This is a genomic window from Bradyrhizobium sp. cir1 (assembly GCF_014198245.1).
In the GTDB taxonomy this organism is placed as follows: domain Bacteria; phylum Pseudomonadota; class Alphaproteobacteria; order Rhizobiales; family Xanthobacteraceae; genus Bradyrhizobium.
Genome location: NZ_JACIHE010000007.1, coordinates 300,328 through 323,612 on the forward strand (window position 1 = coordinate 300,328; position 23,285 = coordinate 323,612).

The following is a 23,285-nucleotide window of genomic DNA, read 5'->3' on the forward strand; positions in this document are numbered from 1 at the left end:
CAAAGATTCCGGAACAAAGCTCCGGTCGCGGCCCCGCTAAGGGCGCCAAATCTCCCAAATCGGGGCCGCACAAAGGTATTTTCGCCGCATTTAATGGCCGAACTTGGCCCGAAAACCCGCTTGGCCGGTGGACATCCCGGGTTTTGTCTGATACATCCGCGCGCTCAAGGTTAAGGGCTTGCGCGTTTCGCCATCCCCTTTGACTTACCAGAATTCAAATCCGATCCACTGAAGAGGATGCCGCGTGCAGGTTCTCGTTCGCGATAACAACGTCGATCAAGCCCTCAAGGCGCTGAAGAAGAAGATGCAGCGCGAGGGGATTTTCCGCGAGATGAAGCTCCGCGGTCACTACGAAAAGCCCTCCGAGAAGAAGGCCCGCGAAAAGGCCGAGGCCGTGCGCCGCGCGCGCAAGCTGGCCCGCAAGAAGCTGCAGCGCGAAGGCCTGCTGCCGATGAAGCCGAAGCCGGTGTTCGGCGCCGGCCCCGGTGGCGAGCGTGGTGGTCGTGGCGGCCCGGGTGCAGGTCCGCGCGGACCGCGCTGATTTGCCGAAGCTTTGAGACCTCAGTTTTCGATGACGCGGGCCCTTGGCCCGCGTTATTGTTTGTGAGCGGTGCCTTTTCTGGGACGGGGCACTTACCGGTGCGGCACCAGCGCGAGCGAACCCGTAGATGGCCTCCCCTTTCCCCGAGCGCGGCTTGGCGCGACGACGCCGAACCTGGCAGCAGCCGCTCGCGCTGGCCTTGACGGGGATCGCACTGTGCGGCTGCTCCTTCGATCTGGGATCGCTGATGCCGGAGAAGGAGAAGCCGCAGGAGGCACCGAAGGCGGCGCCAACTGCCGAGAGCGCGGTCAGCGCCGGCAACGTCACCGAGGCCCAGGCCCACACCGCAAAGGCCCAGTCCCTCGCCAAGTCAGGCGAGACGGCAGCAGCGCTCGACGAGTTCAATCGCGCCGTCGGGCTCGATCCCTACAATGCGCAGGCGCTCTATGGCCGCGCGCTGATCTACCAGGGCAATAACCAGCACGATTTCGCCGTTGCCGATTTCAGCGCGGCGAGCGGGCTCAACCCGCAAAAGGCCGAGCCGCTGCTCGGCCGCGCCACCAGCTATCTCGCGCTCGGCAAGCTCAAGGAAGCCGCGGCCGACCTGGATGAAGCCTCCGAGGCCGACCCGCACAACGCCCAGGTCTGGACCGCGCGCGGGCAGGCTTATGAGCGGCTCGGCGACAGGGCCAAGGCGGCGGCATCCTACAACAAGGCGGTTGCCCTTCGTCCACGCGACGATGCCGCCCGCAGCGGCCTCACCCGCGTCGGCGGCTGAAAACGCCCTAAGCCAGCGCCTTAGTCGGGGGTGGAGCTCTTGGGCAGGACGGAGTGGAACATCGACTTCATGCCCGACAGCATCTCGTCCGCGACGTTGGTCTTCTTCGGCCGAGGCATGGCCCCACCGGCATCGGCACGCAGGTCGAGCGGCGGCGCGATCACCGGCACGGGAATGTCAGCCGGCGGCGTGATCCGATTCGGATCGTCGATGCCGACCGAGGCCGTGTAGGACGGCGGCGAACCGGCATTGCCATACGCCTCGGGTGAGGGCGTGGACACCGTGATCGGCGGCGGCAACGGACGGACCGCGGACGGCTCCGTCGTGACGACACGCGGGGCCTCGGGGACGCGGGTGGCTTCGCGCACCGCGGGCTCGGGAGTCCGTTCGACCGGCCTGGTCTCGGCAGCCTTGGCTTCGGCAGCTTTGCCCTCAGGCGATTTGCGAAGACGCTCAATGGCGGCCCGCGCCAGATCGTTGGCGTCGGGGGTCGCAGCCGCGGATGCAGCGGCCGGCGCGGAGTTAGCCTCCACCACCGGAGCGGTGGCGGCCGGGGTCGACTTCGCGGCTGCCTTCTCGCGCGCCGGGGGGCGGCCGTGCGAGGCGGTGTCCGCGGGAGCGACGTCCGCAGCCTTGGTCTCAGGCTTGTCGGCGGGCTTCTCGGCCGCAGCCTTGTCCGTCACGCTCTTCTCGGAGACGCCCTTGGCCTTGACGTTGGGCGCGGGAAGCTTGGCGGTGTCCGTCGGCTTGGCGTCCTTGCCGGCCTCGGCAGGTGCTACCACCGCCGTAGGGGTGTCGGCCGCCGGCTTGGCGTTGATGTAGTGGTTAACGATGTAGGCCCCGATGATCGTCGCGAGCACCGAGGGGAAAATATCCATCGAGATTTTAGCGAGGTATTTCAGCATTTCTCGGCCACTCCCCGCGCGACCAGATGCGGGAACTTTGGGGCAATTGTAAGGGATCAACTGCGACGGATCGATGGCAAAGGGTAACCCTACGCCTTCAGCTCGATCTCAAGGAACACGATCTCAGTTGAGGTTTCGTTAAGTACGTCGTGTTGGACGCCGGCCTTGCGGAAGTAGGATTTCCCGGCCGCAAGCTGCGCCTTGGAACGCTCGCCCCCGGGCGCCACGATGGTCATTTCGCCGGCGACGACGGGAACAATCACATAGTCCATCCCGTGGGTGTGGTGCCCGGTCGCGCTGCCCGGGGCGAGCCGCCACTCGGTCACCCGGACCTGTTCGTTGTCGATCTGGACGTCAGACTTGGCGGCAAGCATCGGGAGTTCCTTCTACGGCACGAAAACCATGAACACGTAGACGGCAAATACCACCATATGGACCAGGCCGAACAGGACATTGGTCCTGCCCGTGCCGAAGGTCAGCATGCTCAGGAAGAAGGTCAGCAGCAAAAGGACGCTGCCCTGGGCGCTGAGGCCGAGCTCAAGCTCCTTGTCGAGCGCGTAGGTGGCGACGCCGACCGCGGGGATGGTCAGGCCGATGGTCGCCAGCGAGGACCCGAGGGCGAGATTGATGCTCTTCTGGAGGTCGTTCTTGCGGGCGGCCGCAATGGCCGCGACACCCTCCGGCATCAGGATCAGCAGCGCGACCAGAAGGCCGGCGAAGGCCGGTGGCGCGCCGATCCTGGCGCCCACGGCATCGACCACCAGCGAGAACTTCTTGGCCAGCAGCACGACCGCCAGCAGCGAGACCAGGAGCAGCGCCACGGTGAGCGCGAGCGCTCCGACCGACAGGTGCACCGCCCCGCCCTCGCCCTCGGCCCGTTCATGAACGAAGTAATCCTTGTGCAGGACGGTCTGGGTGTAGAGGAACACCGCGTAAAGCGCGAGCGTAACCACATCGACGAAGCCGAGCTGGACGGTCGAATAGACCGGTCCCGGCGTGGTGGTCGTGTAGTTCGGCATGATCAGCGTGATGGTCGCGAGCGCGAACAGGACGCTGAGATAGACGTTGGCGCCGGAGAGCTGAAAGCCCTGCTCGCGATAGCGCAGGCCGCCGATGAAGATGCAGAGCCCGACGAGGCCGTTGCAGACGATCATGACCACCGCGAACACCGTGTCGCGCGCCAGTTCCGGCGCCGGCTTGTCGCCCAGCATGATCGTGGTGATCAGCGCCACCTCGATGATGGTCACCGAGAGCGTCAGCACCAGCGTGCCATAGGGCTCGCCGACCCGTTCGGCGATCACCTCGGCATGGTGGACGGCGGCGAACACCGTGCCGAATAGGATGACCAGCAGGACGATGGCGAAGACGAGCCCGGCCAGCGACAGCGTGAAGACGTAATCCGTCACACTCACGGCTGCGAACAACAGCACGGCCAGCGCCGGGAAGATCCAGGCCGACCGGGGCATCGGACTATGCGCGCTCATCAACCGCTTCCATTTGCTCGAGTGAGCAGTATCAAATCAGGCGCGAGATTCAATGCAAGTGCAGGATCGGCGCGATCGGCAGCAAGGTCAGCAGCAGGAACAGCGGGATCAGCACGGCGCCGGCGCGCAGGAGATAGCCGAAGAAGCTCGGCATCTCGATGCCGTTCTCATTGGCGATGCTGCTGACCATGAAGTTCGGCGCATTGCCGATATAGGTGAGCGCGCCCATGTAGACCGCGCCCATGGAGATGGAGGCGAGCGTGCCGGACAAGGCATGCATCAGCACTTGCGGGTCCCCGCCCGCCAGCTCGAAGAACAACAGATAGGTCGGCGCATTGTCGAGGAACGCCGACATCAGGCCGGTGCACCAGAAATAGGCGACCTCGCGCGGCGCGCCGTCCGGCGCCGTCACGGCCGACAACAGCCAGGCGAAGGCGCCGTGATGGCCGGCATTGAGCATGGCAATGACCGGAATGATGGCGACGAAGATGGCCGCGAACAGCTTTGCGACCTCGCGGATCGGCTCCCAGGTGAAACCGTTGGCCTGCCGGTGCTCGTCCGGCGTCAGCCACACCGACAGCGCCGCAATCGCCAGCAGCGCCACGTTGCGGGCGGCGTCTTCCAGCTCCAGCTTCGTTCCGAGAACGTCGAAGGCGATGCCGGGCTTCCACATCGCCGACACCAGCAGGCTGGCGACGATGGCTGCGATCAGCACCAGATTGACGAGGCCGCGGATCCGCACCGGCTCCGCAGGACCCGCGTCGCTGAGCACCGGCTCGCTCCTGAAACGCCAGACGTCGACGGCGGCGAAAATGACGAGCAGCAGTCCGGCAACGATCACCGTCTGCAGCCAGATGTTCCGCGTGGTCCAGAAGAAGTCGACGCCGTGCAGGAAGCCTACGAACAGCGGGGGATCGCCAAGCGGGCTCAGCGCGCCGCCGACATTGGCGACCAGGATGATGAAGAAGATGACGACATGAGCGTTGTGGCGCCGCGGCCGGTTGGCGCGGATCAGGGGGCGGATCAGGATCATCGCGGCTCCGGTGGTGCCGACAATGCTCGCCCCCAACGTGCCGAGTGCGAGGATGCCGACATTGGTCGCCGGCGTGGCCTTGATGTCGCCAGTGATGAGAATGCCGCCGGCCACGACGTAGAGCGAGAACAGCAGCACGATGAAGCCGAGATATTCGGCAAGCAGAGCATGGACCAGCGTCGCCAGTGCCGCCATGGTTCCGGCAAAGATGGCGAGCGAGACGAGCGCCAGCAGCGACCAAGCCGCGGCGATCTTGCCGTAATGATGGTGCCAGATCTTCGGAAACAGCAGCGGTCCGAGCGCGATCGACAACAACAGGCCGGCAAAGGGCAGCGCATAGGGCCAGCGCATCGCCGCACCGTCGAGCTCGGTCGCGGCCCATGCCTGCTGCGGCAACAAAGTGAGGATGGCGGCGAAGCATACGCCCCGGAGCCGCGTGACGAGTCGCTCAGGATTCAATGAAGCGCCTCGCTGTCTCGATCGCGCCGAACGCATCGAGGTTGTCGTGTCCGCCGCCCGCAAAGCGAACGAACTGCTTCGGTTCATGCGCGAGCGCGCACAGACGCTCTCCGAACACGAGCGAAATGGCAAGGTCATTGGTGCCATGCATCACCAATAGCGGCACCGTGACGCGCGCGATCCGCTCGTCGGAGCGAAACTGATCGCGCATCAGGAGGCGGACCGGAACGAAGCGGAACGCCGCGGCAGCGACATCGACCGTCGAGGTGTACGGCGCCTCCAGGATCAATTTGCCGACGGGATGTTCGGACGCGATGGCAACCGCGACGCCCGTCCCGAGCGAAAAGCCCCAGGCAACGATTCGCTCGGCGGCATAGCGGGCAGTGGTGAAGGCGTAGGCGGCAGCGGCATCGCGCAACAGCCCCTCCTCGCTCGGCGCCCCGCTCGAGCCGGCATAGCCGCGATAGGACAGCGCCACGAGGCCGGTCCCATCCGCGGTCATCGCCTTGAAGCGGCTGACGCCGCCCGCAAGAAAATCGCCGTTCCCCGGGAAATAGAGGATGACCGGACGGCCCGGCTTGGCCGGCACGTGCCAGACAATGACCTTCTCACCATCCGACGTGGTCAGGACATGCTCTTCCGCCTCGGGAATGCCAGCGGCATCGGGTGCGGTGCGGCCGACCGGCGGGATCGGAAACAGCATCTCGCGCTGGCGGACATACAGCACGACGAGACCGACAAGATAGACGGTCACGAGCAGAATTGCGATCCACTTGACGATGGTCATGATGAGGCGGCCGGTCTCCACCTCAGGGCTTGCGACTGCTCCGCAGCAATTTCATGACGTCGGGCCGCAGACTCGCCGGAACGTCGCGACAGCCGCACGCCGCCTTGTGGGCGGCGTGCCAGGCGATGCGCCGCTCGCGCGTCGCCTTGGGCGGCATGCGATGGGACCGGTGCCAATCCTTGTTGATGGCCACGGTCCCTCCCGCGTTACATCGCCTTGACGATGTTCTCGGTGACCTTCTTGGCGTCGCCGAGCAGCATCATGGTGTTGTCCCGGTAGAACAGCGGGTTGTCGATGCCCGCGTAACCCGACGCCAGCGACCGCTTGATGAACATCACCGTTCCGGCCTTCCAGACCTGGAGCACCGGCATGCCGTAGATCGGCGAGGTCTTGTCCTCTTCGGCCGCCGGGTTGGTGACGTCGTTGGCGCCGATCACGAAGGCGATGTCGGCCTGCGCGAATTCGGAGTTGATGTCCTCGAGCTCGAACACCTCGTCGTAGGGCACGTTGGCTTCGGCCAGCAGGACGTTCATGTGGCCGGGCATGCGGCCCGCGACCGGGTGAATGGCGTATTTCACCTCGACGCCTTCCTTCTTCAGGATGTCGGCCATCTCGCGCAGCGCGTGCTGGGCCTGCGCCACCGCCATGCCGTAGCCGGGCACGATGATGACCTTGGAGGCGTTCTTCATGATGAAGGCGGCATCGTCCGCCGAGCCGAGCTTGGCGGGCTTCTGCTCGCCCGTACCGCCGCCGGCTGCGGCGGTCTCGCCGCCGAAGCCACCGAGGATGACCGAGATGAAGGACCGGTTCATCGCGTGGCACATGATGTAGGACAGGATCGCACCGGACGAGCCGACCAGCGCGCCGGTGATGATCAGCGCCGAGTTACCCAACGTGAAGCCGATGCCGGCCGCGGCCCACCCCGAATAGGAGTTCAGCATCGAGATCACGACCGGCATGTCGGCGCCGCCGATCGGGATGATCATGAGGACGCCGAGCAGCAGCGCCAGGATCACGTTCAGCCAGAAGAACACGGGGCTGCCGGTGATGACGAGGCCGACGATGCAGGCGACCAGCGCCACCGCGAGCACGACGTTGATCACGTGGCGGGCCGGCAGGATGATCGGAGCGCCGCTCATCCGCGCCGACAGCTTCAGGAATGCGATCACCGAGCCGGTGAAGGTCAGCGCGCCGATGGCGACGCCGAGCGACATTTCGACCAGGCTCTGGGTGTGGATATTGCCGGGCGTACCGATGTCGAAAGCCTCGGGCGCATAGAACGCACCGGCGGCGACCAGCACCGCGGCCATGCCGACCAGCGAGTGGAAGGCCGCGACGAGCTCCGGCATCGACGTCATCGGCACGCGCCGCGCAATCACCGCGCCGATCGCAGCGCCGATCGCGATGCCGACAATCACCAGCACCCAGGCCAGACCGTCTGCCGGCGGATGATTGGCAAGCGTGGTGGCGACCGCGATCGCCATGCCGATCATGCCGAACAAATTGCCCTGGCGCGACGAAGCCGGGCTCGACAGCCCGCGCAGCGACAGGATGAACAGCACTCCCGCCACGAGATACAGAAATGCAGAGAGGTTGGCGCTCATCTCAGGTCCCCATTGATCCCATCAGCCCGAGGTGGCCGCTTACTTCGACTTCTTCTTGTACATCGCCAGCATGCGCTGGGTGACAAGGAAGCCGCCGAAGATGTTGATGCAGGCAAAGATCAGCGCAACGAAGCCGAAGGCGCGCGCCCAGCCCGAGCCGCTCGAAACATTGGCGACGCCGCCGGCAAGCAGCGCACCGACCACGATCACCGAGGAGATCGCGTTAGTCACGCTCATCAGCGGCGTGTGCAGCGCCGGGGTCACCGACCACACCACGAAATAGCCGACGAAGACGGCGAGAACGAAGATCGACAGCCGGAAGATGAAGGGGTCGACGACCTGTGCAGCATGCTCCATGGCGATCTCTCCTTACGCTTTCGGCTGGAAGTTCGGGTGAATGACGGCGCCATCCTTGGTCAGCGCAGTGGCCTTGACCAGCTCGTCATCCCAGTTCACGGCGAGCTTCTTCTCCTTCTTGTCGACCATGGTCTCGATGAAGGAGAACAGATTGCGCGCATAGAGGCTGGAGGCAGAGGCCGCGACGCGGCCGGCGACGTTGGTGTAGCCGACGATCTTGATGCCATCGAGGTCGACGACCTCGCCGGCCTTGGCGCCTTCGACATTGCCGCCGCGCTCGACGGCGAGATCGACCAGCACCGAGCCGGGCTTCATCGACTTGACCATCTCGCCGGACACGAGCTTGGGCGCCGGCCGGCCCGGAATCAGCGCGGTGGTGATGACGATGTCCTGCTTCTTGATGTGCTCGGCGGTGAGCGCGGCCTGCTTGGCCTGGTATTCCCTGGACATTTCCTTGGCGTAGCCGCCGGCGGTCTGCGCGTTCTTGAACTCCTCGTCCTCGACGGCGAGGAATTTCGCACCGAGCGATTCCACCTGCTCCTTCGTCGCGGGCCGGACGTCGGTCGCGGTCACCACCGCGCCGAGACGGCGCGCGGTCGCGATCGCCTGCAGGCCGGCGACGCCGACGCCCATCACGAACACCTTGGCGGCAGGCACGGTTCCGGCCGCGGTCATCATCATCGGAAAGGCGCGGCCGAAGGCCTCGGCGCCCTCGATCACGGCGCGGTAGCCGGCGAGGTTGGCCTGCGAGGACAGCACGTCCATCACCTGCGCGCGGGTGATGCGCGGCATCAGTTCCATCGCGAAAGCGGCGACGCCGGCATCAGCCATCGTCTTCAGCGCGGCCTCGTTGCCGTAGGGGTCCATGATGGCGATGACGAGCGCGCCGCGCTTGTACTGCGCAAGCTCGGAGGCCTCGGGGCGCTTCACCTTGATGATGATGTCGGCGTCCTTGAGCGCGTCAGCGCTGACGGTGGCACCCACGGCGGTGAATTCGGAATCCGGCAGGCCCGACTTGATGCCGGCGCCCGGCTCCACGGCGATTTCGGCGCCCAGCGCCTTGAATTTCTTCACCGTATCAGGCGAAGCGGCGACACGCGGCTCCGACGGATCGATTTCCTTGGCAACGGCGATCTTCATAGTCCCTCCGGCGGCGCGGGAAAAAGCGCGCACGCAAACTTAGCGTCACTCCCGCAACGTTGGATACCGGTTTTGGTACCGGCTTGAATGCAAATTTTATGAGCACCGACGACGCTGGCGGTGCACCAGGCGATGGATCAGGTGAGGAAGATCGCCATCAGGATCACGATGAGCGCGACCGAGGCCGTGCCGTACTTCACCAGCTTGATGAAGCCCTCATAGGTCTGCTCGTGGGCAACGTAGTCGTTGCCGTCGGCAGTGGTGTACGCCACTTCGCTATGGTCAGCCATGGATTGTCCCCAGTCGAAAGTCGAATTCTCGGGCTGGGATACCTTAATCTTTCGGGCAGGGCAACGGCAGGCAGGCGCGGTTTTCCCGCAAATCGGGTCATTTGGAATTCCGATTGTCGCGGATCCAGCGCGTGAGACTCTGCTCGCTGACTTCGCCGGCGGCGAGAGAGAGCATGATGGTTGTCGCTTCCGCCGGATCGGGACTGAACGCCACACCATTCTTGTGCAGAAAGATCATCATCGCCAAGAAGGCAATGCGCTTGTTTCCATCGACAAATGCATGGTTCTTCGCGAGCCCGAATGCATTGGCTGCGGCAAGTTCGTCCAACGGCGCCTGCTCGTAGCGCCATTTGTTGATCGGGCGATCGAGCGCCGACCGCAACATGCCTGCGTCACGCAGTCCAGGCGCGCCTCCGAAGCGTCGGAGTTGCCGACTGTGAATGGCGACGGCCTGCTCGTAAGTGATCCAGAGCGGCTCCTGAGGATCGCTCATTGCATGGCCGATTATTTCGCAAGCGCCGCGAGCGTGTCGCGATACTTGTCCATCACTTCGTCGGCGATTTCCATCGTCCGCTCGAAGTCGGGATCGTAGGGCAGCGCCTGGAAGCCACCGCCGGGCAATTCCACGATATGCAGTTGCTGCCCGCGCTTGAGATCGAGCCGCTGCATCAATTCGCGCGGCAGCAGCAGTCCGTCTGAATTGCCGATCTTCTTGATCTCAATTTTCATGGCCCTTGGCTCCAGCGCGTTATACATATGTATAACATCGCCGAAGACCTGGTTCAACAGATGTTTTACGTGCCGCAAGGGCGCCCGCCGCCTCAGCCCATCGCCTCCAGCTCGTCGATCATGCCGGCGATGACCGAGAGGCCGCCATCCCAGAATTTGGGATCCTTGGCATCTAACCCGAACGGCCGCAGCAGTTCGGAATAGTGCTTGGTGCCGCCGGCGGCGAGCATGTCGAGATAGCGCTCGGCAAAGCCTTCGGCCGCGTTCTCGTAGACGGCGTAGAGCGAGTTCACGAGGCAATCGCCGAAGGCATAGGCGTAGACGTAGAACGGCGAATGGATGAAGTGCGGGATGTACATCCAGTAGTTCTCGTAGCCCGACTTGATCTCGATCGCCGGCCCCAGGCTCTCGCCCTGCACCGACAGCCAGATCTCGCCGAGCCGCGTCGCGGTGAGCTCGCCGTTCTTGCGCTCGGTGTGGACCGCGCGCTCAAAGGAATAGAACGCGATCTGCCGCACCACGGTGTTGATCATGTCCTCGACCTTGCCGGCGAGCAGCGCCTGGCGCTGTCTTGCGTTTTTGGTCTGGGCAAGCAGCCGCTTGAAGGTGAGCATCTCGCCGAACACGCTCGCGGTCTCCGCCAGCGTCAGCGGCGTCGGCGCCATCAGCGCGCCGTTCTTCGCCGCCAGCACCTGATGCACGCCATGGCCGAGCTCATGGGCGAGCGTCATCACGTCGCGCGGCTTGCCCTGGTAGTTCATCAGCACGTAGGGGTGCGCCGACGGCGTGGTCGGATGCGAGAACGCGCCCGGCACCTTGCCCGGACGCACCGGCGCATCGATCCAGCGATCGGTGAAGAAGCGCTCGGCGATGTCGGCCATCTCAGGCGAGAAGCCCCGATAGGCCGTCAGCACCATGTTGCGCGCATCGGGCCAGCCGATGACGTCGGTCGCCGCGAACGGCAGCGGCGCGTTGCGATCCCAATAGGCCAGGCGCTTCTTGCCGAACCACTTTGCCTTCAGCGCGTAATAGCGATGCGACAGCTTTGGATAGGCGGCGCGGACCGAGGCGACCAGCGCATCCACCACCTCGCGCTCGACGCGGTTGTTCAGATGGCGGGAATCCGCGACGTCCTTGAAACCGCGCCAGCGATCGGAGATGTCCTTGTCCTTGGCGAGCGTGTTGGTGATCAGCGCGAAGGTGCGCTCATTGGCCTTGAAGGTCTTCGCCAGCGCCTCCGCCGCGCTCTTGCGCTTTGAGCCGTCGCGGTCCTGCAGCAGGTTGAGCGTCGGCTCGATCGCGAGCTCCTTGGCCCCGACCTTGAAGCGCAGGCTGGAGATGGTCTGGTCGAACAGGCGGTTGAAGGCGGAATAGCCGGTCTGCGCCTTCTCCAGGAAGAGCTGCTCGAGCTTGTCGTCGAGCTGGTACGGCTTCTCCTTGCGCAGATCCTCGATCCACGGACGGTAATACGCCAGCTCCGGGGCCTGCATCGCGCGGGTCAAAATATCGTCATCGATACGGTTGAGCTCGAGCGCGAAGAACAGAAGGTGCGTGGACGCCGCCGTCAGGCGTTCGGACACATCGCCGTAAAACTTTGAAATCTTGGGATCAACGCTGTCGCCGGCATGGACAAGACCGGCATAGGAGCCGAGACGGCCGGCGAGATCGTCGATCGCCTCATAGCGTCGCACGGCCTCAGCGAGCCATTTTCCGCCATCTTCGTTTGCTGTCCCTGTCGCGAGCTTGCCCTTGTAGTCGGTCTCGAACGCGACGCAATCGGCATCCATCTTCTCGAGATCGCGCGCCACTTCCGGCGCATCGATCCCGGAATAGAGATCGGCGAGGTTCCACTCCGGAAGCTTGCCGGTCTTGCTGGCGGGCTTTGCGAGTGAGGTTTTGGAGGGCTTTGCCTTGGCGGATTTCTTGGCGACGGATGTCTTGGTAGCTGACTTGCGGAGAGCGGGCTTTTTGAGAGCGGGCTTGTTCAAGGCAGACTTGGAGCGCGAATTCATTGTGTGGGAAACCTGTGTTCAACAAGCGCGGCGGCGGGCGGGGGCATCAAGGTTTAAGAGTGCGTTAATCGGCTTCGGCCAGAGTGCCCCGATTCGAGACAGATAGTTGTAGCGTGCGGGGAACACCATGGCTGCCAGTATTTTGATCGCCGACGACGACGCTGTAGCCCGCCGGCTGGTCGAGAACATGGTGCAGAAATGCGGCTATGAAACGATCGTCGTGGAGTCCGGCGACGCCGCGATCGCCACCCTCACCGCGCCCGACGCGCCTGCCATCGACGGCGTCATCCTCGATCTCGTGATGCCCGGCCTCGACGGCATGGGCGTGCTGGCGAAAATCCGCGAAGCGGGCCTCTCCGTGCCAGTCATCGTGCAGACCGCCCATGGCGGCATTGACAATGTGATCTCGGCGATGCGCGCAGGCGCCGCCGATTTCGTGGTCAAGCCGGTCGGCATGGAGCGGCTCCAGGTCAGCTTGCGCAACGCGCTCAACACCTCCGCGCTCAAAGGCGAATTGCAGCGCATCCGTCACAGCCGCGAGGGCCGGCTGACCTTCTCCGACATCATCACCCGTGCCGAGGCGATGGCACCCGTCATGCGCGCGGCGCAGAAGGCGGCGAATTCCTCGATCCCCGTGTTGATCGAAGGCGAGTCCGGCGTCGGCAAGGAGATGTTCGCGCGCGCCATCCATGGCAGCGGCGAGCGCAAGGCAAAGCCCTTCGTCGCGGTCAATTGCGGCGCGATCCCCGACAACCTCGTCGAGTCCATCCTGTTCGGTCACGAGAAGGGTGCCTTCACCGGCGCCACCGAACGCCACACCGGCAAGTTCGTCGAGGCCCACGGCGGCACGCTGTTCCTCGACGAGGTCAGTGAGCTGCCGCTGACCGCGCAGGTCAAGCTGCTGCGCGCGCTGCAGGAAGGCGCGGTCGAGGCGGTCGGCGGCCGCAAGCCCGTCAAGGTCGACGTCCGCATCGTCTCCGCCACCAACCGCAAGCTGCTGGAGCGGGTGAAGCAGGGCCACTTCCGGGAAGACCTGTTCTACCGCCTCCATGTGCTGCCGCTGACGATCCCCTCGCTCCGCGCCCGGCGCGAGGACATTCCGCATCTGCTCCGGCATTTCCTCGCGCGCTTTGCCGCCGAGGAGAACCGCCCCATCACCGGCATCAGCGGCGAGGCCATGGCGCACCTCGCCCAGCTCGACTGGCCCGGCAACATTCGACAGCTCGAGAACGCGGTCTACCGCGCCGTGGTGATGAGCGACGGCGACCAGCTCGGCCTCGCCGACTTCCCCCTGCTCACCGCCCAGCCGCATGCCGCAACGGACATCCCGACCGCACCGCTGATGCTGGAGCCGATCGCGGCGCCTTCGCTGGTATCGGGTAGCGAAATACCGATTGCGCCGCTGCCCCTGGCGGGAAGCTTGTCGATGCTGACGGCGACCGGCGACGTCCGCCCGCTGGAGGACATGGAGAACGAGATCATCCGCTTTGCGATCTCGCATTATCGCGGACAGATGTCGGAAGTCGCCCGCCGCCTCAAAATCGGCCGGTCCACCCTCTACCGGAAACTCGACGAAGCCGGGGTTCCCGGCCATGGCGGGAAAAGCGGCGAGGAGACGCACTGAGCCTGATGCGAACGGAGGTTCGCGCGAGACTGGGACGCGGCCGTAAGCCGTTCGCATGACGGCAAAATTGACTGCGACTTGAACCGTGACTTGGAAGTGACAGACAGAGGGAAAAGCGCGTGCCGCAAGCGCACAATCCGTTGCCAAGAGGCTCCCTTGAAGTCAGTTTGTCGTGAGTTGTCCCCGGTAGCGCTGGCTGCAAAATCGGGGCCTGTATATCGTCTGGCGTAGGAATCGTTGCGTGCAGGCGTGCGACTTTCGAGAGGCCGGCGCGATTAGCCGAAGCTCAATTAGGCGATAACAAAGCTGTCCCACGAGGGGCAGTTCACCCGAGGGGTGTGACACAATGCGTGACTGTTTGAACCACCGTGCAGGCTTTGACCGTGTCTTGATGACGGTCGCGGCAACCTTCCTCACGGTGTCGGCCAGCTCAGCGCTGGCGCAGGATCAGGCGCGCAGCAGCGCTGCCGAGCTCGCGATCGACGCAGCGATCCCGCGCCCCGAGCCTGCCAACGTCTCGCCCCCGACCGCAGCCGACATCAAGCTCGACACCACCGCCACGGTGCAGGATCCGGCGAAGGAAACTGCCAAGGAAACTGTGAAGGAAACTGTCAAGGAGCCGGCCAAGGCGGACGCCGCGCCCGCGCCGGACAAGGTCGAGACCAAGCCGTCCGACGTCGCCACCACGCCCGCCCCCGAGGCGCCGAAGAGCGAGACGGCCAAGACAGAACCTGCAAAGACCGAGCCCGCCAAGGCCGACACTGCGACGGCGCCGGCCGCGCCCGCAGCACCTGCCACTGCGGCGGCTCCGGCCGCCGAGCCGGTCAAGGCCGCCAGCAACGTTCCCGCCGCCGACCAGCCGGTCGCCGACAAGCTCAAGGATATCATCGGCGCCAAGACCTCGCGCCATTTCGACCGCAAGAACGAGCGTGCGGCGATCGAGAAGTTCTACGGCGCACGCGATTTCGCGCCGGTCTGGACGCAAGGCGGCAGCCTGACCAGTGCTGCCAAGGGCGTAATCGCACGGCTCAAGGATGCCGCCTCCGACGGTCTCAATCCCGCCGACTATCCGGTGCCGGATTTCGCCGCCGCCACGACGCCCGATGCGCTCGCCGACGCCGAGCTGAAGCTGACCGCCAGCATGTTCGACTATGCGCGCCAGGCGCAGAGCGGCCGCATGCATTGGTCGCAGGTCAGCGCCGACATCCTCTATCCCGAGCATCCCACCGATCCGAGCGAGGTGCTGACCAAGGTCACGACCGCGACGGATGCTTCCGCGGCACTCGACAGCTACAACCCGCCGCAGAAGCTCTACAGGGAGCTGAAGGCCAAGCTCGCGGAACTGCGCGGCCAGGGCGGCGGCCCGGTGATCGAGATCGCCGACGGTCCGGCGCTGAAATACACCCCCGCCGGCAAGAAGCAGGCTGAGATCGTCGTCGACGATCCGCGCGTGCCGCAGCTGCGCGCCAAGCTCGGCATCACCGAGAACGCCAGCGACACCCGCTATGACGCGACGGTCGCCGAGGCCGTGCGCAAATTCCAGAACGGCGCCGAGATGAAGCCGACCGGCATCCTCGACGACAAGACGGTCAAGGCGCTCAACACCCCCAAGCGCGACAAGCAGATCGACACCGTGCTGGTGAACATGGAGCGCTGGCGCTGGCTGCCGCGCGACCTCGGCGTGCCCTCGCTGGGCGATGCCTATGTCATCCTGAACATTCCCGATTACACGCTGAAGGTGATGCAGCGCGGCCAGCCGGTCTGGACCACCCGCGTCGTCACCGGCAAGCCGGGCCAGCACGCCACCCCGCTGCTGACCGAGACGATGAAGTACATCACGGTCAACCCGACCTGGAACGTGCCGCCGTCGATCGTCTACAACGAATATCTGCCGGCGCTTCAGCAGGACCCGACCGTGCTCCAGCGCATGGGCCTGAAGCTCGAGCAGAACCGCGACGGCTCGGTGCACATCTCGCAGCCGCCGGGTGAAGCCAACGCGCTCGGCCGCATCCGCTTCAACTTCCCGAACAAGTTCCTGGTCTATCAGCACGACACGCCGGACAAGAACCTGTTCGCCAGGGAAGACCGCGCCTTCAGCCATGGCTGCATGCGCGTGCAGAACCCGGACCAGTACGCCTCCGTGCTGCTCAACATCACCATGCCGAACGAGAAGTACACGCCGGAGCGCGTGCGCAGCATGTACGGCAAGAGCGAGATCGACCTGAAATTCCCGACGCCGATCCCGGTCAACATCACCTACCAGACCGCGTTCGTGGACGATGCCGGCAAGCTGCAATTCCGCAAGGACGTCTATGGCCGCGACGCGACCATGCTCAACATCCTGAAGAACGGCCGCGGCAAGGACCTCGAGAACATCGTCGCGCACTCGCAGCCGAGCTATTCGCGCCCGGCGACGACGCTGCCCTCGGGCGTTGCGGTGGCCAACAATGGCGGCTTCGGCTCGTCGGGTCCGAACTTCTTCGAGCGGCTGTTCGGGGCCCCGACCCCGACCGTGCCGCCGGCTCCGGTCGGCCGCCGGCCGCAGCGGGTGTTCACCCGCTGAGGCCCGCCCGGCGCCTCATCGCCTGAAATTCTACAATGAAATCAGCGCTCCCATCCCCAGGATGGGGGCGCTCAACGTTAACCATCCTCCAACCTGCCCTCGGGCAGCGGGCGTTTTTTCGCCACAGTCAACCGTTTAGGTTTGTATTCTGACTTGGTTTGGGGGCGGGAAGGTCAACCTCAAATTAACCTTCTTGCTTTAAGAAAGCGTTCACCCTCTTTCGCGCGCTAACGGGGTTGGCGGGAGAGTCCATTTTGAACGCTCGTCGACTGGGTGGGCTCATACGTGCTGACTGGTCTCGCACGCCAATTTGCTGTGCTGTCGTTGTCCCATGCGGGAGTGAAGGTCGGATCCAGGATCGGCCTCGCTTCCGTATTGCTGCTGGCTGCCGCAGGTTCAGTCCACAACGCCGCCGCGCTGAACGAGACCAAGACGCTCACCTTCCACCACACCCATTCCGGCGAAGACCTCACCGTCACCTTCAAGCGCGACGGGCGCTATGACGAAGGCGCGCTGAAGCAACTCAATCATTTCCTGCGCGACTGGCGCACCCAGGACGAGACGGTCATGGACCGTCACCTCTTCGACATCCTCTGGGAAGTCTACCGCGACGTCGACGGCAAGCAGCCGATCCAGATCATCTCCTCCTACCGCTCCCCCGCCACCAACGCCATGCTCCGCCGCCGCTCCTCCGGCGTGGCGCGCTTCAGCCAGCACATGCTGGGACATGCGATGGACTTCTACATTCCGGGCGTGGCGCTGGAGCAGATCCGCTTCGCCGGCCTGCGCCTGCAGCGCGGCGGCGTCGGCTTCTATCCGACCTCGGGCTCGCCTTTCGTGCATCTGGACACCGGCAGCATCCGGCACTGGCCGCGGATGACGCATGACCAGCTCGCCCGCGTCTTCCCGGACGGAAAGACGGTGCATCTGCCGACCGACGGCACGCCGCTGAAGGGTTATGAGCTCGCCAAGGCCGAGATCGAGCGTCGCGGCAGCGGCGATGACGGCGCCAGCAAGCCGAACTTCTTCGCCGCCCTGTTCAAGAGCAAGTCAGCTCCGGCCGCCGCCAGCAGCGACGAGGATGACGAGGGCGCGCCGGCCCCGGCCGCGAAGTCGTCCGCGCCGACCGTGGTCGCCGCCGCAGCCAGGCCGGCCGATCCGGTGCCGACGCCGCGCGCCAAGCCGCAGGCCGCAGCCACCCTCCAGCTCGCCTCGGCCGATGCGCAGCTCGTCGCGCCGCCCAAGCCGAAGCCCGCACCCGTGGCTGACAAGCCTGCCGCCGGCAAGCCTGAGACCCCGGCCGACATCATCAATGCCCGCGGCTTCTGGGATACGCCCGCCACGCCGCAGCAGGCGACGCCGGCGCAGGTCGCGGCGCTGAAGGCCCGCCAGGCGCTTGCCTCCGCGACCGATCCGCAACCCACCGCGAGCGTGTCCAGCGCAACTCTTCAGGCGCTGGCCTACGCGCCTGCCGCCTCCCCGGTCGATCGCGCCAATGTCGTCGCCGCCTCCGCGCCGATCCCGCGCTCTCCCCGTCCCGGCGCGCGAAGCGCTGCGCCCGCCACCGAGATCAACAGTGTGGTCGGCAAGAGCGTCGACGGCATGGTCGCGACCGCGACCCGCCTGTCCGCGGCCAAGAACGAGAGCATCTGGCTCAAGATCGTGATGCTGTCGCCGAGCGCCAGCCGCGCGATGTCGGTCACGCTGATGGGCGAGCTCGATACGGCGGCGCTGCGCGGCTATTTCGTCAAGCCGCAGACGGTGATCGCGATGGGCTTCACCGACGATCCGATGCCGGGCCTGTCCTGCGACAGTTTCTCGGGCAGCGCGACCGCGAAGCTCGAGACGACGTCCTTCGTCATGCGTACTGCGGCGCTGCGCTGATAGCCCATACTATTTCCACGAACGCGGTCTCGTAGCCCGGATGAGCATAGCGACATCCGGGAATCTGCCGCGCGTTGCGTTCCCGGATATCGCTACGCTCATCCGGGCTACAAGTCTGCGGCTTTTATCTCGCAATCGGTCTCCGCCGTGCGCCGGATCAAGCCGGCAGGCCTGCCCGGAGAAGGCCTGCCTCATAGCGCTGACGATCGACCTGCCGCTTGTAGTGCTGGGTCGCAAGATGATTGGCCACCGAGAATGCCGGCTCACGCTTGAGCACTTCGGCCGCGTGCGCGCCGGCAGCCACTGCATTGCCCATCTGCGCGAAGATCCCGGCAAGGAACGCATGATGGGTATGATCGGGGCGTGAGATCCTCGAGAAGGCTTCGGCGGCTTCGGCGTATTTCTCGGCACAGTAATAGGCACGCCCGAGATGGCTCCAGAATCGTTCCGGATGATACGGGTTGAGCCGCATCGCCTTCTTGATCCAGTCGATGCCTTCCTCCGGCCTCCCCAGCCAGGTCAGCAGTTCGCCCTGCTGCACCACCACGAGGTCATAGTTCGGGTTGAGCGCGAGCGCACGCTCCTGATGGTAAGTGGCCTTATCATGGTCGTCGCGGTTCAGATTGAGTGCGGCGAGAATGCGGTGGACATCGCTGTCATTGTCGTCGAGGACCAGCGCGGTCTCCAGCTCCGAGGCCACCTGCTGGAAGGTGGCGTCGCGATCCGCGCACCAGCTATAGACCCAGGTCTGGCCCAGAACGCACGCCTTCCACGCGTGTGCGTGCGCATAGTTCGCGTCGAGTTCGAGCGCCCGGTCGAGCAGAAGTTGCGCCCGCGCATTGTCTTCGCGATTGGAGCGATGGTGCAAGACCTTTGCGGCCAGCACGCATTCATAGGCCGCCATGTTGTCCGTCGGCTTGCGGTTCGCCCGATCGTGCGTCGCCGCCTCGACACGGCCGGGCAGCGTGGCGACGATCGCCCGGGTCATCTCGTCCTGGATCGCGAAGATGTCCTTAAGCTCGCCGTCATAGCGCTCGGCCCAAATATGCCGGTCGGTCTCCGCATCGATCAGCTGCACGGTGACGCGGACGCGATCTCCGGCCTTTCGCACGCTTCCCTCGATGACGTAGTCGACACCGAATTCGCGGCCGACATCCTGCACCTTGACCGACTTTCCCTTGTACACGAAGGTCGAGTTGCGCGAGATCACCAGCAGGTCGTGGAAGCGTGAAAGCTCCGTGATGATGTCCTCGGTCAAACCGTCCGCAAAGAACTCCTGCTCCGGATCGCCGCTCATATTGGCGAAGGGCAGCACGGCGATGGACGGCTTCTTCGACTTGCCAGTCGCCTTTGCGGCGCCCGTCGTGCCGGCTGGCGCGCTTGCCAGCCCATCCTCCAATCGAATCCGGTAGACGCGGATGGAACGCGCGATGTTCTTGACGTTCTGCTCGCCGATGTCTTCGAATGCGACACCATCGAGACGCTGGCCCAGCTGGTCGCGCACCGCGCTGGAGATGCAGATGCCTCCAGGCTCGGCCAGCGCCTCCAACCGTGCCGCGACGTTGACACCGTCGCCGAAAATGTCGTTCTGGTCGACGATCACGTCGCCCAGATTGATACCGATGCGGAATTGTATCCATCGCGGCGGCGGGACATCGGCGTTGCGGCGCCCCATCCGGCTCTGAATTTCAGCAGCGCATGACACTGCGTCGACGACGCTGTGGAATTCGACGAGCAGGCCGTCGCCCGTGGTCTTGATGATGCGGCCGTGGTTTTTGGCAATCGCCGGATCGATGAGTTCGATCCGGTGGGTCTTGAGACGCGCGAGCGTGCCACCCTCGTCGACCTCCATGAGCCGACTAAAGCCGACCATGTCAGCCGCGAGGACCGCGGCGAGCCTGCGCTCTGGTCCAGGCACATCCATAGCTCGGTCCCTTTACCGAGCATTCTAGCAGACCAGCGGATTTTACCCAAGCGCAGGCCGTCCGCAAATTGCGGCCCGGCGAGGTAGTCTTACGGATGAGGCGCGGTCCTGTCGCCTTCAGAGCATCCCCAGCGCCTGCATGTAGGTCTCGAGGATGGTCTCGGCCTCGGCGCGCTCGTTGGGGTCCTGCTTGCGCAGGCGCACGATGGTGCGCAGCGCCTTGACGTCATAGCCGTTGCCCTTGCTCTCGGCATAAACGTCGCGGATGTCGTCGGAGATCGCCTTCTTCTCTTCCTCCAGCCGCTCGATGCGCTCGATGATGGATTTGAGCTGGTCCTTGGCAAATTTCGTCGCGGGCTCATCGTCGCGGACGGCGGCGGAGGTGGCCATCTTGGTACTCCCAATGGAACTGGCAAAACGAGGTGACGCCGGCATCCCTCACCGCGCGTGCTGGGTAGACCCTTAGGGTCGGCGCCCCCGGCGTTCAAGCAAGCATCGTGCTCGTCCACAGCGCGCCCACAGGAGATGACGTCGTCGTTCCGGGGCGCCCGAAGGGCGAACCCGGAATGACGGGACGAAATTAGTCAATGCCCGTGCGGATGGACCTTCTTCATCGCCTCGAGCTGCTCGGGCGTGGCCGTGCCCTGGTACTTCGCCTTCCAGGTCTCGTAGGGCATGCCGTAGACGGCCTCCCGGCTCTCATCCTTGCTCAAGGCGACCCCTTGCGCGTCTGCGGCGTCCTTGAGCCAGTTGGACAGGCAGTTGCGGCAGAAGCCGGCCAGATTCATCAGATCGATGTTCTGGACGTCCGTCCGGCTCCGCAGATGGTCGACCAGGCGCCGGAAAGCGGCGGCCTCGAGCTCCGTTCTGGTTTTGTCGTCGATTGCCATAACTGAATTCCTTAAAGCTCCGGCCCGATGGCGGTCACCCTTACGGGATCAGGTGGGGTCCTGTCACAGATTTTGCCATATCGCGGCGCAAACGGGCGGCAAACGGGCGGTGAGCCACTTTGGGGCGGTTCCCCGGCCCTACGCCAAATCGTCAATGATCTGGTATAGCTTCCGCGACAATGATTGCCGAATCTCCCCGCTCCCCGCTTCGCCTGCTCGCCCGGTTGGTCCCGGTGCTGGCGGTCGTCCTGCTGTGCCTCTGGAGCAGCCCGGCCTCGGCCGACTTCCGCCTCTGCAACAACACCTCGAGCCGGGTCGGCATCGCGCTCGGCTACAAGGACGCCGAGGGCTGGACCACGGAGGGCTGGTGGAACATCTCGTCCCGCTCCTGCGAGACGCTGCTGCGGGGCACGCTGGTCGCCCGTTATTACTACATCTACGCCATCGACTATGACCGCGGCGGCGAATGGTCGGGCCAGGCCTTCATGTGCTCGCGCGACAAGGAGTTCACCATCCGCGGCACCGAGGACTGCCTGGCACGCGGCTATGACCGCACCGGCTATTTCGAGGTCGATACCGGCGAGCAGCGCGCCTGGACGGTGCAGCTCACTGACGCCAACGAACAGCCGGCGCAGCAGCGCGTGCCTGGCCTGCCCGGACCGGTTGGCCCGGGCGGCGTTCCGGGTTTGCCCAATGGCCCGCCCGGTGCTACGCCCCCGGGCTCGCCCGGCCTGCCACCCCCGTCTGGAAATAAGCCATGAGGCGTCTTCGCCGTATCAAGATTCTCGCGACCCTGGGACCCGCCTCTTCAGACCTCGCGATGATCCGCCGCCTGTTCGAGGCTGGCGCCGATCTGTTCCGCATCAACATGAGCCACACCCCGCATGACAAGATGCGGGAGCTGGTGGCGACGATCCGCAATGTCGAGAGCAGCTACGGCCGGCCGATCGGCATCCTGGTCGACCTCCAAGGCCCCAAGCTCAGGCTCGGCGCCTTCGCCGAAGGCGCCGTCCAGCTCCAGAACGGCCAGACCTTTACCCTGGATTCCGACAAGGCGCCGGGCGATGCCACGCGCGTCCACCTCCCGCATCCGGAGATCCTGGCCGCGCTCAGGCCCGGCCATGCGCTGCTGCTCGACGACGGAAAGGTGCGGCTGATCGCGGAGGAGACCTCCAAGGAGCACGCGGTGACGCGCGTCGTGGTCGGCGGCAAGATGAGCGACCGCAAGGGCGTCAGCCTGCCCGACACCGACCTGCCGGTCTCGGCGATGACACCCAAGGACCGCGCCGACCTCGAGGCGGCACTGGTCACCGGCGTCGACTGGATCGCGCTGTCCTTCGTGCAGCGTGCCGACGACGTGATCGAGGCCAAGAAGATGATCCGCGGCCGCGCCGCCGTCATGGCCAAGATCGAGAAGCCGCAGGCGATCGACCGCCTCGCCGACATCATCGAGGCCTCCGATGCGCTGATGGTGGCGCGCGGCGACCTCGGCGTCGAGCTGCCGCTGGAGCGCGTGCCGAGCCTGCAGAAGCAGATGACGCGGATGGCGCGCCGCGCCGGCAAGCCGGTGGTGATCGCGACCCAGATGCTGGAATCGATGATCCAGTCGCCGGTGCCGACCCGCGCCGAAGTCTCCGACGTCGCCACCGCCGTCTATGAAGGCGCCGATGCCATCATGCTGTCGGCGGAATCGGCGGCCGGCAAATTCCCGGTCGAGGCGGTCTCGACCATGAACCGCATCGGCGAGGAGGTCGAGCGCGACCCGACCTATCGTTCGGTGATCACGGCGCAGCGGCCGGACCCGGAATCGACGGTAGGCGATGCGATCGCGGACGCCGCGCGCGTGATCGCCGAGACGCTGGACCTGCCGGCCCTGATCTGCTGGACCTCATCGGGCTCGACCGCCGTGCGCGTGGCGCGCGAGCGGCCGAAGCCGCCGATCGTGGCGATCACGCCGAACATCACCGCCGGCCGCCGGCTCGCCGTCGCCTGGGGCGTGCATTGCGTCGTGGCGGAAGACGCGCGCGACCAGGACGACATGGTGAGCCGCGCCGGCCAGATCGCCTTCCGCGACGGTTTCGTCCGCGCCGGCCAGCGCGTAATCATCGTCGCCGGCGTGCCGCTCGGCATCCCCGGCACCACCAACATGGTGCGCATCGCTTCGGTCGGCCCCGAGGGCGACGCGAACATTTAGGTCCGCCGGCGCGGCCAAACAAAAAAGTCGAAAAACAACCCCATGCACAGTAGCCGGCCGGTCTGGCGGGCTTTGCCGGGGTTTCGC

At 65.2% G+C, this 23,285-nt stretch carries 23 protein-coding genes; 7 read left to right on the forward strand and 16 right to left on the reverse strand.

The annotated features are described in order from the left end of the window. Positions 1-244: 244 nt before the first annotated feature. Both rpsU and GGD63_RS17680 read left to right on the forward strand, forming a co-directional pair. Positions 245-541, forward strand: coding sequence for a 30S ribosomal protein S21 (gene rpsU / locus GGD63_RS17675; protein WP_027545547.1), 297 nt, complete (start codon positions 245-247; stop codon positions 539-541). A 127-nt stretch (positions 542-668) separates the two neighbouring features. Then, complete coding sequence (locus GGD63_RS17680) at positions 669-1,319, forward strand: tetratricopeptide repeat protein (protein WP_183244147.1); 651 nt, start codon at positions 669-671, stop codon at positions 1,317-1,319. A gap of 20 nt (positions 1,320-1,339) precedes the next feature. On the opposite strand, the gene GGD63_RS17685 is transcribed toward GGD63_RS17680, so the two are convergent. The 13 genes from GGD63_RS17685 to GGD63_RS17745 all read right to left on the reverse strand — a co-directional run bounded on the left by GGD63_RS17685 (position 1,340) and on the right by GGD63_RS17745 (position 12,119). Beyond that, positions 1,340-2,224, reverse strand: a complete 885-nt coding sequence (locus GGD63_RS17685) for a hypothetical protein (protein WP_183244149.1) — start codon at positions 2,222-2,224, stop codon at positions 1,340-1,342. Positions 2,225-2,313: 89 nt separating this feature from the next. Continuing rightward, positions 2,314-2,598 (reverse strand): cupin domain-containing protein, encoded by a 285-nt coding sequence (locus GGD63_RS17690; RefSeq protein ID WP_183244151.1) that lies wholly within the window; start codon positions 2,596-2,598, stop codon positions 2,314-2,316. Between the two features lie 12 nt (positions 2,599-2,610). After that, on the reverse strand, positions 2,611-3,708 hold the full coding sequence (locus tag GGD63_RS17695; protein WP_183244153.1) for a calcium:proton antiporter: 1,098 nt from the start codon (positions 3,706-3,708) through the stop codon (positions 2,611-2,613). A gap of 49 nt (positions 3,709-3,757) precedes the next feature. Continuing rightward, positions 3,758-5,236 carry a sodium:proton antiporter gene (locus GGD63_RS17700; protein ID WP_183244155.1) on the reverse strand — a complete coding sequence of 493 codons (1,479 nt, stop codon included), beginning with the start codon at positions 5,234-5,236 and terminating at the stop codon, positions 3,758-3,760. Continuing rightward, positions 5,190-5,987 carry an alpha/beta hydrolase gene (locus GGD63_RS17705; RefSeq protein ID WP_183244157.1) on the reverse strand — a complete coding sequence of 266 codons (798 nt, stop codon included), beginning with the start codon at positions 5,985-5,987 and terminating at the stop codon, positions 5,190-5,192. Before GGD63_RS17705 ends, GGD63_RS17700 begins: the two co-directional genes overlap by 47 nt. A 22-nt stretch (positions 5,988-6,009) precedes the next feature. Next, positions 6,010-6,180, reverse strand: coding sequence for a hypothetical protein (locus GGD63_RS17710; RefSeq protein WP_183244159.1), 171 nt, complete (start codon positions 6,178-6,180; stop codon positions 6,010-6,012). 13 nt (positions 6,181-6,193) lie between these two features. Continuing rightward, a complete protein-coding gene (locus tag GGD63_RS17715; protein ID WP_183244161.1) occupies positions 6,194-7,591 on the reverse strand; it encodes an NAD(P)(+) transhydrogenase (Re/Si-specific) subunit beta in 1,398 nt (465 codons plus the stop codon). A 39-nt stretch (positions 7,592-7,630) separates the two neighbouring features. Continuing rightward, positions 7,631-7,948 (reverse strand): proton-translocating transhydrogenase family protein, encoded by a 318-nt coding sequence (locus GGD63_RS17720; RefSeq protein ID WP_014492434.1) that lies wholly within the window; start codon positions 7,946-7,948, stop codon positions 7,631-7,633. Positions 7,949-7,960: 12 nt separating this feature from the next. Beyond that, positions 7,961-9,088: a Re/Si-specific NAD(P)(+) transhydrogenase subunit alpha gene (locus GGD63_RS17725; RefSeq protein WP_183244163.1), complete on the reverse strand. Its 1,128-nt coding sequence runs from the start codon at positions 9,086-9,088 to the stop codon at positions 7,961-7,963. A gap of 137 nt (positions 9,089-9,225) precedes the next feature. Next, on the reverse strand, positions 9,226-9,378 hold the full coding sequence (locus GGD63_RS17730) for an aa3-type cytochrome c oxidase subunit IV (protein WP_008136857.1): 153 nt from the start codon (positions 9,376-9,378) through the stop codon (positions 9,226-9,228). A gap of 97 nt (positions 9,379-9,475) precedes the next feature. Further along, positions 9,476-9,871 carry a type II toxin-antitoxin system death-on-curing family toxin gene (locus GGD63_RS17735; RefSeq protein ID WP_183244165.1) on the reverse strand — a complete coding sequence of 132 codons (396 nt, stop codon included), beginning with the start codon at positions 9,869-9,871 and terminating at the stop codon, positions 9,476-9,478. An 11-nt stretch (positions 9,872-9,882) separates the two neighbouring features. Continuing rightward, positions 9,883-10,107 carry an AbrB family transcriptional regulator gene (locus GGD63_RS17740; protein WP_027545558.1) on the reverse strand — a complete coding sequence of 75 codons (225 nt, stop codon included), beginning with the start codon at positions 10,105-10,107 and terminating at the stop codon, positions 9,883-9,885. Between the two features lie 92 nt (positions 10,108-10,199). After that, positions 10,200-12,119: a M3 family oligoendopeptidase gene (locus GGD63_RS17745; protein WP_183244167.1), complete on the reverse strand. Its 1,920-nt coding sequence runs from the start codon at positions 12,117-12,119 to the stop codon at positions 10,200-10,202. A gap of 127 nt (positions 12,120-12,246) precedes the next feature. Here GGD63_RS17745 and GGD63_RS17750 point away from each other — a divergent pair, with 127 nt between their 5' ends. The 3 genes from GGD63_RS17750 (at position 12,247) to GGD63_RS17760 (ending at position 18,190) form a co-directional block, all read left to right on the forward strand. Beyond that, a complete protein-coding gene (locus tag GGD63_RS17750; protein ID WP_183244168.1) occupies positions 12,247-13,743 on the forward strand; it encodes a sigma-54 dependent transcriptional regulator in 1,497 nt (498 codons plus the stop codon). A 346-nt stretch (positions 13,744-14,089) separates the two neighbouring features. Continuing rightward, a complete protein-coding gene (locus tag GGD63_RS17755; RefSeq protein ID WP_183244170.1) occupies positions 14,090-16,306 on the forward strand; it encodes a murein L,D-transpeptidase in 2,217 nt (738 codons plus the stop codon). Between the two features lie 273 nt (positions 16,307-16,579). Continuing rightward, entirely contained in the window at positions 16,580-18,190 is a 1,611-nt protein-coding gene (locus GGD63_RS17760; protein ID WP_183244172.1) for a DUF882 domain-containing protein, read from the forward strand. 157 nt (positions 18,191-18,347) lie between these two features. Here GGD63_RS17760 and GGD63_RS17765 read toward each other — a convergent pair whose 3' ends face one another. The 3 genes from GGD63_RS17765 to GGD63_RS17775 all read right to left on the reverse strand — a co-directional run bounded on the left by GGD63_RS17765 (position 18,348) and on the right by GGD63_RS17775 (position 21,004). Beyond that, positions 18,348-20,114 (reverse strand): adenylate/guanylate cyclase domain-containing protein, encoded by a 1,767-nt coding sequence (locus GGD63_RS17765; RefSeq protein ID WP_183244174.1) that lies wholly within the window; start codon positions 20,112-20,114, stop codon positions 18,348-18,350. Positions 20,115-20,231: 117 nt separating this feature from the next. Further along, positions 20,232-20,504, reverse strand: coding sequence for a DUF2312 domain-containing protein (locus tag GGD63_RS17770; protein WP_018641571.1), 273 nt, complete (start codon positions 20,502-20,504; stop codon positions 20,232-20,234). A gap of 194 nt (positions 20,505-20,698) precedes the next feature. Next, on the reverse strand, positions 20,699-21,004 hold the full coding sequence (locus GGD63_RS17775; RefSeq protein ID WP_183244176.1) for a DUF1244 domain-containing protein: 306 nt from the start codon (positions 21,002-21,004) through the stop codon (positions 20,699-20,701). A gap of 179 nt (positions 21,005-21,183) precedes the next feature. On the opposite strand from GGD63_RS17775, the gene GGD63_RS17780 reads away from it, so the two are divergent. Beyond that, a complete protein-coding gene (locus GGD63_RS17780) occupies positions 21,184-21,765 on the forward strand; it encodes a DUF1036 domain-containing protein (protein ID WP_183244178.1) in 582 nt (193 codons plus the stop codon). Beyond that, positions 21,762-23,198 carry a pyruvate kinase gene (gene pyk / locus GGD63_RS17785; protein WP_183244180.1) on the forward strand — a complete coding sequence of 479 codons (1,437 nt, stop codon included), beginning with the start codon at positions 21,762-21,764 and terminating at the stop codon, positions 23,196-23,198. The genes GGD63_RS17780 and pyk overlap by 4 nt, the downstream gene beginning before the upstream one ends. The last annotated feature ends 87 nt before the right edge of the window (positions 23,199-23,285 follow it).